General features: G+C 71.3%; 10 protein-coding genes and 1 pseudogene. 6 read left to right on the top strand and 5 right to left on the bottom strand.

The annotated features are described in order from the left end of the window. The 4 genes from B086_RS0137195 to glgB all read left to right on the top strand — a co-directional run. A partial coding sequence (locus B086_RS0137195; RefSeq protein WP_018568560.1) for an alpha-1,4-glucan--maltose-1-phosphate maltosyltransferase occupies positions 1-1,512 on the top strand: 1,512 nt, incomplete at its 5' end. After that, on the top strand, positions 1,509-3,209 hold the full coding sequence (gene treS, locus B086_RS0137190) for a maltose alpha-D-glucosyltransferase (protein WP_018571525.1): 1,701 nt from the start codon (positions 1,509-1,511) through the stop codon (positions 3,207-3,209). The genes B086_RS0137195 and treS, both read left to right, overlap by 4 nt. A 95-nt stretch (positions 3,210-3,304) precedes the next feature. After that, a complete protein-coding gene (locus B086_RS0137185; RefSeq protein ID WP_018571524.1) occupies positions 3,305-4,705 on the top strand; it encodes a maltokinase N-terminal cap-like domain-containing protein in 1,401 nt (466 codons plus the stop codon). A gap of 53 nt (positions 4,706-4,758) precedes the next feature. After that, positions 4,759-7,011: a 1,4-alpha-glucan branching enzyme gene (glgB, locus tag B086_RS0137180; RefSeq protein ID WP_106436207.1), complete on the top strand. Its 2,253-nt coding sequence runs from the start codon at positions 4,759-4,761 to the stop codon at positions 7,009-7,011. Positions 7,012-7,015: 4 nt separating this feature from the next. On the opposite strand, the gene B086_RS0137175 is transcribed toward glgB, so the two are convergent. From B086_RS0137175 to B086_RS0137155, 5 genes and pseudogenes are all read right to left on the bottom strand, one after another. Further along, positions 7,016-9,286: a HelD family protein gene (locus B086_RS0137175; RefSeq protein WP_051115982.1), complete on the bottom strand. Its 2,271-nt coding sequence runs from the start codon at positions 9,284-9,286 to the stop codon at positions 7,016-7,018. Between the two features lie 124 nt (positions 9,287-9,410). Next, complete coding sequence (locus B086_RS0137170; protein ID WP_026253175.1) at positions 9,411-9,743, bottom strand: thioredoxin family protein; 333 nt, start codon at positions 9,741-9,743, stop codon at positions 9,411-9,413. Continuing rightward, on the bottom strand, positions 9,743-10,171 hold the full coding sequence (locus B086_RS0137165; protein ID WP_026253174.1) for a MerR family transcriptional regulator: 429 nt from the start codon (positions 10,169-10,171) through the stop codon (positions 9,743-9,745). The genes B086_RS0137170 and B086_RS0137165 overlap by 1 nt, the downstream gene beginning before the upstream one ends. A gap of 83 nt (positions 10,172-10,254) precedes the next feature. After that, positions 10,255-10,693: pseudogene (locus B086_RS0137160) on the bottom strand (ATP-binding protein). 203 nt (positions 10,694-10,896) lie between these two features. Next, on the bottom strand, positions 10,897-11,637 hold the full coding sequence (locus B086_RS0137155; protein WP_018571518.1) for a GntR family transcriptional regulator: 741 nt from the start codon (positions 11,635-11,637) through the stop codon (positions 10,897-10,899). An 80-nt stretch (positions 11,638-11,717) separates the two neighbouring features. Between B086_RS0137155 and B086_RS0137150 the strand changes: the two genes are divergently transcribed. Together B086_RS0137150 and B086_RS0137145 are read left to right on the top strand one after the other, a co-directional pair. Continuing rightward, positions 11,718-12,830, top strand: coding sequence for a DUF1152 domain-containing protein (locus tag B086_RS0137150; protein ID WP_078531315.1), 1,113 nt, complete (start codon positions 11,718-11,720; stop codon positions 12,828-12,830). Beyond that, positions 12,827-13,084: a hypothetical protein gene (locus tag B086_RS0137145; RefSeq protein ID WP_018571516.1), complete on the top strand. Its 258-nt coding sequence runs from the start codon at positions 12,827-12,829 to the stop codon at positions 13,082-13,084. The genes B086_RS0137150 and B086_RS0137145 overlap by 4 nt, the downstream gene beginning before the upstream one ends. Positions 13,085-13,091: the final 7 nt, after the last annotated feature.

The raw sequence follows: 13,091 nt of genomic DNA, 5'->3' as shown, positions 1-13,091 counted from the left end.
CTGTCGGCGGCGTTGACGCCGGAGGTGGACGCGGTCCTGGCCCGCCATCCCCTGCGCGACCTGGTCACCGCCTCCGCACCCCTCCCGCTCCAGGTCGAACGCGAACGCGCCCTCTACAGCGCCTGGTACGAGTTCTTCCCCCGCTCCGAAGGCACCCCCGACCAGCCCCACGGCACCCTGCGCACCGCCGAACGCCGCCTGCCCGCCATCGCCGCCATGGGCTTCGACGTCGTCTACCTCCCCCCCATCCACCCCATCGGCACCACCCACCGCAAAGGCCCCGACAACACCCTCACCGCCGCACCCGACGACGTCGGCGTCCCCTGGGCCATCGGCTCACCCGAAGGCGGCCACGACACCGTCCACCCCCGCCTGGGCACCCTCGACGACTTCGACCACTTCACCGCCCGAGCCCACGAACTCGGCCTCGAAATCGCCCTCGACCTCGCCCTCCAGTGCTCCCCCGACCACCCCTGGATCCACAAACACCCCCAGTGGTTCCACCACCGCCCCGACGGCACCATCGCCCACGCCGAGAACCCCCCCAAGAAATACCAGGACATCCACCCCCTGGCCTTCGACACCGACATGGACGGCCTCGTCACCGAGACCCTCCGCATCATCCGCCACTGGATGCACCACGGCGTCCGCATCTTCCGCGTCGACAACCCCCACACCAAACCCGTCGTCTTCTGGGAACGCGTCATCACCGGCATCAACACCACCGACCCCGACGTCATCTTCCTCGCCGAGGCCTTCACCCGCCCCGCGATGATGCACACCCTCGCCCAGACCGGCTTCCAGCAGTCCTACACCTACTTCACCTGGCGCACCACGAAACAGGAACTCACCGACTACATGACGGAACTGTCGGGCGAGGCGGCCGCCTACATGCGGCCCAACCTCTTCCCCAACACCCCCGACATCCTCCACGCCTACCTCCAGCACGGCGGCCGCCCCGCCTTCGAGGTCCGCGCCGTCCTCGCCGCCACCCTCTCCCCCTCCTGGGGCATCTACAGCGGCTACGAACTCTGCGAGAACACCCCCCTCACAGAGGGCGGCGAGGAATACCTCCACTCCGAGAAATACCAGCTCAGACCACGCGACTGGGCCACCGCCGAACGCGAGGGCCGCACCATCACCCCCCTCATCACCCGCCTCAACGACATCCGGCGCCGCAGTCCGGCCCTGCACCAGCTGCGCGACCTGCACTTCCACCACGCGGACAAGGACGAGGTGATCGCCTACTCCAAGCGGAGCGGATCGAACACGGTTCTGGTCGTCGCCAACCTCGATCCGCACCACACCCAGGAGGCCACGGTCTCGTTGGACATGCCGCAACTCGGCCTGGAATGGCACGAGTCGGTGCCGGTGCGCGACGAGCTGACCGGCGAGACCTATCACTGGGGCAGGGCCAACTATGTGCGACTGGAGCCGGGGCATCGGCCCGCGCACGTCCTCACCGTCCTGCGACCGTCCACCCCGCAGATCGGAGGGTCACCCACAACATGATCGTCAACGAGCCCGTTCCGGACACCTTCGAGGACACTCCTGCCCAGGACCGCGACCCGGAGTGGTTCAAGCGTGCCGTCTTCTACGAGGTCCTGGTCCGCTCCTTCCAGGACAGCAACGGTGACGGCATCGGCGACCTGAAGGGCCTGACCGCCAAACTGGACTATCTCCAGTGGCTCGGCGTGGACTGCCTCTGGCTCCCGCCGTTCTTCAAGTCACCGCTCAGAGACGGCGGTTACGACGTCTCCGACTACACCGCCGTCCTCCCCGACTTCGGCGACCTCGCCGACTTCGTCGAGTTCGTCGACGCCGCCCACCAGCGCGGCATGCGCGTCATCATCGACTTCGTCATGAACCACACCAGCGACCAGCACCCCTGGTTCCAGGAGTCCAGAAGGGATCCCGACGGACCGTACGGCGACTACTACGTCTGGGCCGACGACGACAAGCAGTACCAGGGCGCCCGCATCATCTTCGTGGACACCGAGGCGTCCAACTGGACGTACGACCCGGTACGCAAGCAGTACTACTGGCACCGCTTCTTCTCGCATCAGCCGGATCTGAACTACGAGAACCCGGCCGTGCAGGAGGAGATGATCTCGGCGCTGAAGTTCTGGCTGGATCTCGGCATCGACGGGTTCCGCCTCGACGCGGTGCCGTACCTGTACCAGCGGGAGGGCACCAACTGCGAGAACCTCCCGGCCACGCACGCCTTCCTCAAGCGGGTGCGCAAGGAGATCGACAGCCAGTACCCGGACACGGTGCTGCTGGCCGAGGCGAACCAGTGGCCGGAGGACGTCGTCGACTACTTCGGTGACTACAGCGCGGGCGGCGACGAGTGCCACATGGCGTTCCACTTCCCCGTGATGCCGAGGATCTTCATGGCGGTGCGGCGCGAGAGCCGCTACCCGGTCTCGGAGATCCTGGCGAAGACCCCGGCGATCCCCGCGCACTGCCAGTGGGGCATCTTCCTGCGCAACCACGACGAACTGACCCTGGAGATGGTCACCGACGAGGAACGCGACTACATGTGGGCCGAGTACGCCAAGGACCCCCGCATGCGCGCCAACATCGGCATCCGCCGCCGCCTCGCCCCCCTCCTGGACAACGACCGCAACCAGATCGAACTCTTCACCGCCCTGCTCCTGTCCCTGCCCGGCAGCCCGATCCTCTACTACGGCGACGAGATCGGCATGGGCGACAACATCTGGCTCGGCGACCGCGACGCCGTACGCACCCCCATGCAATGGACCCCCGACCGCAACGCCGGCTTCTCCTCCAGCGACCCCGGCCGCCTCTACCTCCCCACGATCATGGACCCCGTCTACGGCTACCAGGTCACCAACGTCGAGGCATCCATGTCCTCCCCCTCCTCGCTGCTGCACTGGACCCGCCGCATGATCGAGATCCGCAAGCAGAACCCCGCCTTCGGACTCGGCACCTACACCGAACTCACCTCCTCCAACCCCGCCGTCCTCGCCTTCCTGCGCGAATATGACGACGACCTGGTCCTGTGCGTGCACAACTTCTCCCGCTTCGCCCAGCCGACGGAGGTCGACCTGAGCGCCTTCCTGGGGCGGCACCCGGTCGAGCTGTTCGGCGGCGTGCGCTTCCCGGCCGTCGGCGAGCTGCCGTATCTGCTGACCCTGGCGGGACACGGTTTCTACTGGTTCCGGCTGCGCGAGGAGGCCGTCTAGGACCAGCACGTGCGGGGCGGTTTCCGCCGCCCCGCACGCGGGCACGCGTGAGTCACACTCGACCAGCGATTGGACGCGACGCCATGTCGGAAGCCATGTCGCAAGCCGTCACACGCTCTGTCACCGCCGGCAGCGCCGGCCTCCTCGCGTCCCTGGACCCGCTGCTGCGCGAGTGGCTGCCCCGGCAGCGCTGGTTCGCGGGCAAGGGCCGCCCGGTCACCGGATTCTCCCTGGTCACGGCCGTCGAGCTGCTCCCGCTCGACGGCAGGCTCGGCCTCTACCACCTGCTGGTCCGCGCCCACCAGCCGCCCTCCCCCGCCCCCGGCGCCGTCCCGCACCCCGGCGACTGCTACCAGCTCCTCATAGGCGTGCGCGAGGCGCTGCCCCCCAGACTGGCGCCCGCGCTGATCGGCCACGTCCACGACGGCCCGCTCGCCGGGCGCACCGTGTACGAGGCGCTGTACGACCCCCGGCCCGCCGAGGTGATCCTGGAGGCCCTGCGCACCCGGGCCCGCATCGGCGGGCTGCGCTGTGAGCGGCGCGCGGAGATACGCGCCGGCCTGGTCCCGCGCGTGGTCACCGCCGAGCAGTCCAACTCGTCGGTGGTCTACGGGGACGCCTTCATCCTGAAGCTGTTCCGCCGGGTGCTGCCCGGAGTGAACCCCGACCTGGAACTGCCGCTCGCGCTGGCCCGCGAGGACTGCCCGCGCGTCCCGGCGCCCACCGCGTGGATGACCGCCGACGTCGGCGAGGACGCGTACGTCCTCGGGGTGCTCCAGCCCTTCGTGCGGGGCGCCACGGACGGCTGGGAGCTGGCGCTGCGCGAGCTGGCCAAGGGCGAGGACTTCACCGCCGAGGCGCGGGCGCTGGGCCGCGCCACGGCCGAGGTGCACGGGGCGCTGGCCCGCGCGCTGCCCACGGTCAGCCTGGCCCGGCTCCAGCTCACCGCGCTGGTCGACGCCATGGCCGAACGCCTGGAGGAGGCGGCCCAGGCGGTCCCGGCGCTGCGGCCCCACGCCCCCGGGCTGCACACCGCCTACGAGGCGCTGGCCGACCTGGCGGCCGAGGGCCACACCTGGACCGCCCAGCGCATCCACGGCGACCTGCACCTGGGGCAGTGCCTGCGCTCCCCGGCCGGCCGGTGGTCACTGATCGACTTCGAGGGCGAGCCGGCCAGACCGCTGGCCGAGCGGCGGATGGCCCAGCCCGTGGTCCGGGACGTCGCCGGGATGCTGCGCTCCTTCGACTACGCGGCGCACTCGGCGGGCGGCCCGCCGGCCCCGCGCTGGGCGGCGGCCTGCCGTGCCGCGTACTGCACCGGGTACGCGGAGGGCGGCGGCCGCGACCCGCGCACGGACCCGGTGCTGCTGCGGGCCTGCGAGACCGACAAGGCGGTCTACGAGGTCGTCTACGAGGCCCGGCACCGCCCCGACTGGCTGCCGGTGCCGCTCGCGGCGGTGCGCCGCCTGGCCGCGGACCCCGGCTCCGCCGCCTGACCCGCCCGCCGCACCTGTCCGGCTCCGCCGCTCTCTTCGAGGAGGCCCCGCACGTGACTGCCCGTCCCCCCGCCAGTGGTCCCCTCCCCCGGCAGCAGCCGGGGACGCCCGCGCGGGCGGTGTCCGCGGCCCTCGGCACCGAGGACCGCGAACGGCTGCTCGCCGGCACCCACCACGATCCGCACTCCGTGCTCGGCGCGCACCCCGTGCCCGGGGGCGTCGCGGTGCGGGCGCTGCGCCCGTACGCGCTCGGTGTCGCCGTCCTGGCCGGGGACCTCCAGCTGGAGCTGACCCACGACGGGCAGGGGTTCTTCTCGGGGCTGCTGCCGCTGCGGGAGGTGCCGGAGTACCGGCTGGAGGTGGCGTACGAGGGGACCGTGGTGCGCGCCGAGGACCCGTACCGCTTCCTGCCCGCGCTCGGCGATCTCGACCTGCATCTGATCGGCGAGGGGCGGCACGAGGAGCTGTGGCGGGCGCTCGGCGCCGAGCCGATGACCCATCAGGGCGTCGAGGGCACCCGGTTCACGGTGTGGGCGCCCGACGCGCGGGGTGTGCGGGTGGCCGGCGGCTTCGACTTCTGGGACGGCACCGCGTACCCGATGCGCTCGCTGGGCGGCACCGGGGTGTGGGAGCTGTTCGTGCCCGGTGTCGGGGAGGGCGAGCTGTACAAGTTCGAGATCACCCGGCCGGACGGGTCGCGGACGCTGCGCGCCGATCCGCTGGCGCGGCGCACCGAGGTCCCGCCGGCCACCTCCTCCGTCGTGCACGCCTCGCACTACGAGTGGGGCGACGCCGAATGGCTGGCGCGGCGCGGCGAACGGCCCGCGCACGAGGCGCCGTTCTCGGTGTACGAGGTGCACCTGCCGTCCTGGCGCCCCGGCCTGACGTACCGTCAACTGGCGGAACAGCTTCCCGCGTACGTCGCGGACCTGGGCTTCACGCATGTGGAGCTGATGCCGGTCGCCGAGCATCCCTTCGGCGGCTCCTGGGGCTACCAGGTCACCGGCTTCTACGCGCCCACCGCGCGGCTGGGCACGCCGGACGACTTCAAGCACCTGGTGGACGCGCTGCACCGGGCGGGCATCGGCGTCATCATGGACTGGGTGCCCGCGCACTTCCCGCGCGACGCGTGGGCGCTGGCCGAGTTCGACGGGCGCCCGCTGTACGAGCACTCCGACCCGCTGCGGGCCGCCCATCCGGACTGGGGCACCCTGGAGTTCGACTTCGGCCGCCGCGAGGTGCGCAACTTCCTCGTCGCCAACGCGGTGTACTGGTGCGAGGAGTACCACATCGACGGGCTGCGGGTGGACGCGGTCGCCTCGATGCTCTATCTCGACTACTCGCGCGAGCCGGGGCAGTGGATGCCCAACGAGCACGGCGGCCGGGAGAACCTGGACGCGGTGGCGTTCCTCCAGGAGATGAACGCCACCGTGTACCGCAGGGTGCCCGGCGTGGTGACCGTCGCCGAGGAGTCCACCGCCTGGGACGGCGTCACCCGGGCCACGCACCACCGCGGCCCGTCCGGCTTCGGCGGCCTGGGCTTCGGGCTGAAGTGGAACATGGGCTGGATGCACGACTCGCTCCAGTACATGAGCCACGACCCCGTGCACCGCGCCCACCACCACGGGGAGATGACCTTCTCCATGGTGTACGCCTACAGCGAGAACTACGTACTGCCCCTCTCCCACGACGAGGTGGTGCACGGCAAGAAGTCGCTGGTGTCCAAGATGCCGGGCGACTGGTGGCGGCAGCGGGCCGACCTGCGCGCCTACCTCGCCTTCATGTGGTCCCACCCCGGCAAGCAACTCCTCTTCATGGGCCAGGAGTTCGCCCAGGGCACCGAGTGGTCCGAGGAACGCGGCCCGGACTGGTGGCTGCTCGATCCGTCCTACGGCGCCGCCGCCGACCACCGGGGCGTGCTGGACCTGGTCCGCGACCTCAACTCCCGCTACCGCGCGACCCCGGCCCTGTGGGAGCGGGACGCCCACCCCGACGGCTTCGAGTGGATCACCGGCGACGCGGCCGACGACAACGTGCTCGCCTTCCTGCGCCGCGCCGCCGACGGCACCCCGCTGCTCGCCGTGTCCAACTTCTCCCCGGTCGTCCGCCACGACTACCGCCTCGGCGTCCCCGCCGACGTGCCCGTCTGGCGCGAGACCCTCAACACCGACGCCACCCGCTACGGCGGCAGCGGCGTCGTCCACCCGGACCCGCTCCCCCCTTCCCCCACCCCCTGGCACGGCCGCCCGGCCTCCGTCCGCCTCACCCTGCCACCGCTGGCGACGGTGTGGCTGAGCCCGGCGTGAACGGTCATCCGGCGGCGTCCGCCAGCGCCCCCGGCAGCGCGCCCGTGTGCAGCACCCCCAGCCGCTGGGTCGCGCGGGTCAGGGCCACGTACAGGTCGCTGGTGCCGTAGCGGCCCGGCTCGACGACCAGGACGGAGTCGAACTCCAGGCCCTTGGCCTGGCGCGGGTCGAGGAGGACGACCGTGCGGGTCAGGTCGGGCTCCGCGCCCGCGGTGACGCCGTCCAGCCGGGCGGCCAGGCGGAGGTGCAGATCGCGTGGGGCGATCACGGCGAGCCGGCCCTCGTCCGGGGTGAGTTCGGCGACGGCCTTCGCCACCGCGCCGGGCAGGTCGCCGGTGGCGCGCACCCAGGGCCGTACGCCGGTGGAGCGCACCGAGCTGGGCGGGGTGAACTCGGGGTTCTCGGCGCGTACCACGGCCGCCGCCAGGTCCATGATCTCGGCGGGCGTACGGTAGTTGACGCCGAGCCGGGTGTGTTCCCAGCGGTCCTCGACATAGGGCCGCAGGATGTCCGCCCAGGAGCCGACACCGGCCGCCTCCGCGGTCTGCGCGGGGTCGCCGACGAGGGTCATCGAGCGGGTCGGGCTGCGCCGCATCAGCAGCCGCCAGGCCATCGGGGACAGCTCCTGCGCCTCGTCGACGATGATGTGCCCGAACGCCCAGGTACGGTCGGCCGCCGCGCGCTCGGCGGCGCTGCGGTGGTCGTCCTCCTCGTGGCGCTCGGCGAACCGCTCGGCGTCGATGATGTCGTGCGCGGACAGGACCTCGGAGTCCTCCTCGTCCTTGTCGTCGAACTCGTAGGTCCGCGAGGCGTAGGAGACGTCCAGCACGCCCTGCGCGTACGCCACCTGGCTCTCGCGTTCGCGTTCGGCGCGGGCGCGGGCCACCCGGTCGTCCTCGCCGAGCAGTTCGGCGGCCTCGTCGAGCAGCGGTACGTCCGCGACGGTCCACGCCCGGGTGACCGGGCGGCGGATCGCGGCGGCGTCCTCGTCGGCGACGTAGCCCTCCGGCGCGGCGAGGAAGTCCGCGACCAGGCGGCGCGGGGTGAGCCGGGGCCACAGCAGGTCGACGGCCGACCAGACCTCGGGGTTCTCGGCGAGTTCGTCGCGGATCTGGGTGATGTCGCTCGCGTCGAGCAGATTCGAGCCGTCGTACGGGTCGGTGCCGATGCGCTCGGCGACCATGTCGGTGAGCGTGTTGAGGATGTGGCCCTCGAAGTGCTCGCGCGCCACGTTGTGCGGCAGCTTCGCGGCGCGGGTGCGCTCGCGGGCCACCCGCACCAGGCCGTCGTCGAGCATCAGGACCTCGCGGTCGTGCTCGATGGCGAGCACCGGGTCGGGCAGCGCCTGCCGGTCGCGTACGACGGCCGCGAGCACCCCGGCCATGTCGGCGCGGCCCTTGACGGCCGCCGCCTCGGGCGTGTCGGTCGCCGTCGCCCTCACCCCGGGGAACAGCTCGCCCACGGTCGCCAGCAGCACACCGGTCTCGCCGAGCGAGGGCAGCACCTCACCGATGTAGCCGAGGAACGCCGGGTTGGGGCCCACGATCAGCACGGCCCGCCGGGCGAGCAGCTCGCGGTGCTCGTAGAGCAGATAGGCGGCCCGGTGCAGCGCCACGGCGGTCTTCCCGGTGCCGGGGCCGCCCTCGACGACCAGCACACCGCGGTGCGGGGCGCGGATGATGCGGTCCTGGTCGGCCTGGATGGTGCGCACGATGTCGCCCATCCGGCCGGTGCGCGCGGAGTCGAGCGCGGCGAGCAGCACCGCGTCGCCGGTCGGGTCCTCGTACCCGGTGCGGGTGGCGTCGCCCAGGTCGAGGATCTCGTCGTGCAGGGCCGTGACCCGGCGGCCCTCGGTGGTCAGGTGCCGGCGGCGGCGCAGGCCCATCGGGGTGTGGCCGGTGGCCAGGTAGAAGGGCCGGGCCACGTCCGCCCGCCAGTCGATCAGGACCGGGGTGCGTTCGGCGTCGTCGGCGCGCAGCCCGATCCGGCCGATGTGGTGGGTGGCGCCGTCGGTCAGGTCGATCCGGCCGAAGCAGAGCGAGCCGTCCACGGCGTTCAGCGCGGCGAGCAGCCCGGAGCGCTCGGCGACCAGGATGTCCCGCTCCAGCCGGGCCTGGAGGGGCGTGTTGCCCTGGGCGAGGGCGTCCGCGACACCGGCCTCGGTGTCACCGCGCAGCGCGTCGACGAGCCGGTACAGCCCGTCGATGAATTCCTGTTCCCGACGCAATTCCTCGTCAGAAAAGCCGGTGTTTGACAATTCAGCTCCCGCCCGCATATACTGTGGTCACTGCACTTCTCCGCGACCACATTCTTCATGAAGTCGCGAACCACCGAATATACGCAAAGAAATCCCCCGGGCGCAATTGCCCAGGGGATTTTCTGTTGCCCGCGCACTCCTGTCAGAGCACGTCGGCCAGCTCCTCCAGCAGCCGCCGCTTGGGCCGCGCGCCCACCATCGACCGCACCGGCTCCCCGTCCCGGAAGACCATGAGCGTCGGCGTGCCCAGCACCCCGTACCGGATCGTCGTCTCCGGATTGCGGTCCACATCCAGCTGGACGATCTTCAGCCGGTCGCCCTCCTCGAAGGCGACGGCCCCCAGCACCGGCGCCAGCTGCCGGCACGGCCCGCACCACTCGGCCGTGAACTGCACCAGCACCGGCAGATCCGCCCCCAGCACCCGCTCCCCGAAGTCCGCGTCGGTCACTTCCTCCACACCCGCCACCTGCTTGATCACCGCTCATGCCCTCCCAGCTCGCACAACGGCTCCGGACCCCCCGGAACCAGCGCATCGGCGGCCAGCCCGTCCCGCGCCCGCTCGGCCCGCGCCAACTGCGCCCCGACCTGCTCGCGCACCGCCGTCAGCTCACCGATCAGCGCGTCCAGCTCGGCCAGCTTGCGCCGGTAGACCACCAGCGACGCCGGACACGCGTCCCCCTCCGGGTGCCCGGCCCGCAGACACTCCACGAACGGCCGCGTCTCCTCCAGCTCGAACCCGAAGTCCCGCAACGTCCTGATCTGCCGCAGCAGCTCCAGATCCCGCTCGTCGTACGTCCGGTACCCCTGCGCATCCCGCCGCGCGGGCAGCAGCCCCCGCGACTCGTAGTACCGCAACGCCCGCGCCGTGGTCCCGGCCCGCTCGGCCAGCTCACCGATTCGCATGTCTTCGACGGTACGGGTTGACGTCTGCGTCAAGGCAAGGACGCCGTCCGGCCGCTGCGGCGGCGCGGCGCGTGACACACCCTTCACGTCGTCCAAACGTCGGCCATCACGAAGGAGACGACCGTCCCACCGAATCGGCTCGGGCCGGAGTGCCAGGAGTCGGCGATGGAGTCGACCAGGAGCAGACCGCGTCCGTGCGCGTCGTCCGTGTCGGGCCAGCGAAGGCGCACGCTCGCCGGGAACCCCGGACTGTGCACCTCCACCCGCAGCGAGGTTCCCTCCTTGAACCACTCCACCCGTACGAGCCACTCCTCGTCCGACCGCCCGTAGAGGATCGCGTTGGTCACCAACTCGGAGATCATCAGCGTGCAGTCGTCGACCGAGCAGAGCGGGTTGTACGGGGCGATGAACTTGCGGAACCAGTGCCGGGCCCGGGGGGCGGAGCCCGGAGTCGGCTGCAACGCCATCGCCCCCGAGCCGCGAAGACTCTGCGCCGGGGTACCGGCCGATCACGAATGTCACGGGCCCTCACTCCCTGCCACTGCCGTCACCCTGCGAAGCGGCACCGTTCGATGAGGCGCGATCCCGGTCGTCGCCCCAGGGTGAAGGCCGCCGCCACACGCGAACGACTCGCCCACCCTCTCCAGTAAGTGGCCTTAGCCACTTACTGGATGGTGGCATTAGCCACTTGAGGTCGCAAGCCATTCACGCGAAGTGACCCACGATCAGGTGAGGGGATACCCCTGCTCGAACGCCCAGCGGTGCGGCGGATAGGCCGCCTCGGAGAACTCCAGGGCCCGGTCCTGCACGTCATAGACCACGTGATGGACCACCAACACGGCTGATCCGGGGTCCAGTTCGAGGTCCGCCGCCTCCTCGTCGGTGGCGCTCCGGGCGCACATCCGGTCCTCGGCGTAGCTGCCCGTGCGCCCGGTCATCGCCTCCACGTACATCAGCGTGCCCTCCTGGATGCGTTCGGGCTCCAGAAGTTTCGGCGCACGCCGGCCGATGTCGGACGCGAACCACGAGGTGGACAACGTGATGGGACCGTCCTGGTCGTTGGTCACCCGCCGCCGCTGGACCACCCGGCCGCCCCTCGCCAGCCCCAGCGCCTCCGCGACATGGGCGGGCGCGTCCGTCCAGCCGGCCGAGGTGATCACCGCGTACTCGCCGGGCGTGTAGATCTTCCCCGTCTGCCGAGCGCGTCCGTACAGCTCCCTTGCCCGCCGGTTGACTTCGAGGCTGCGCACGTACGTGCCCGAGCCCTGGCGCTTCTCGACCAGCCCCTGATGGCTCAGCGCCTCCAGCGACCGGGCCGCCGTGGGCCGGGACACCTTCCAGCCGGCAGCCAACTGCCGTTCCGAGGGAACCTCGTCCCCCGCACGCAGGTCGCCCCGAAGAATCTGATCGCGGATGTAGTGCGCGATCTGGAGATACTTCGGCTGAGCCTCCTCGATCTGCGGCATCTGCCCTCCTCGTAAAGTGGCTATGGCCGCTAGCCACTATAGGGTGAACGACCTCGTGCCCAGCCCGTACCGTTGACCCCATGACGAGACTCATCGTCGCGGCAGGAGGCGGAGGCGACGCGGTGGCCGCCGCGATGCTCCACGCCGCCCTGTACGGCGCCGACGAGCGGGCGGTGATCCTCACCTACGCCTGGGACCGCCTCCTCGTCGACCCCCTCCCCGGGCCGCGCGGCCCCCGCGACTTCACGGGCCTCGAACCCCTCACCCGCTCCGTCCTCTCGGTACCGCCCCGGGCCCGGCCGATCCCCCCGGCAGGCTCCACCCTCCCCCGACTCGCCGCAGAACTCCCCCACACCCTCGCCCTGCTCGACCCGCACCACGGCGCCGAGGGCATCACCCGACAGCTCGAAGAACTGGTGGACCACCTGACCCCCAGGTCCATCGACCTGCTGGACGTCGGCGGAGACATCCTCGCCCGCGGCGACGAACCCACCCTCAGAAGCCCCCTCGCCGACGCCCTCACCCTCGCCGCCTGCGCCCAGACCAACGCCCCGGTCCGACTGCTGATCGCGGGCCCGGGACTGGACGGCGAGATCCCACCCGCCGACCTGCACCCCCTCCTCGGCCCGCACGTCCACACCTTCACCGCGGCGGACACGAACTCCATCGCCGCCGTCCTGGACTGGCACCCCTCAGAGGCCACAGCCATGCTCACCGCCACGGCCCGCGGAATCCGCGGCATCTGCGAAGTACGCGACGCCGGACTCCCCGTCCCCCTCACCGCCGAAGGACCCACGGTCCACGAAGTCGACCTGGACAACGCCCTCGACCGCAACACCCTGGCCCGCTCCCTCATGACGACCGCCACGCTGACCGAAGCCGAGGCGTACAGCCGCGAGATCTGCGGCTTCTCCGAGATCGACTACGAACGCGACAAGGCAGCACGGCTCAAGGAGCAGCCACCGGCCCCTCTGGACGCGGGCGCCGTACTGGCCCGACTCGACACGTTCGAGCGCGAAGCCAGGAGCCGGGGAGTCACCCACACCACCTTCCGCCGCATCACGGAGGCGCTGGGACTACCCGGCGTCCAGCGTGAACACCTGCGCGCCTTGCTCACCGAGAACCGGCCAGATCAGTACACAGCGCCTCTGTGGTGGCTGTCGTCAGCAGAAAGCGAGCAGCAGGCACCATGAGCGCCTTCAGAAGCGATCCCGACGTGGAGGTCCGCGAGGTCACCGGCACCGGAGCGGAAGTCGATGTCGCGCTGAACCTGATCAACGGCAACATCAGACTGTCGATCCTCTGGGCGCAGGAGACCCAGTTGTCCGCCGACGACGCCGAGCGGGTGGCGAGAGCCCTTCAGCGAGCCGCGGCAGAATCCCGGAGCAGGACGAAGGCCGAGCCCCCGGGCCTCCCTGGGGCTCAGGCGGGTTCGCCGGCGGTCTGAGGCACAG

It is taken from the genome of Streptomyces sp. PsTaAH-124, assembly GCF_000373685.1.
Classification (GTDB): domain Bacteria; phylum Actinomycetota; class Actinomycetes; order Streptomycetales; family Streptomycetaceae; genus Streptomyces; species Streptomyces andamanensis.
Note: the sequence above shows the minus strand (reverse complement) of the source record. Positions and strands in the feature narration are given on the sequence as shown.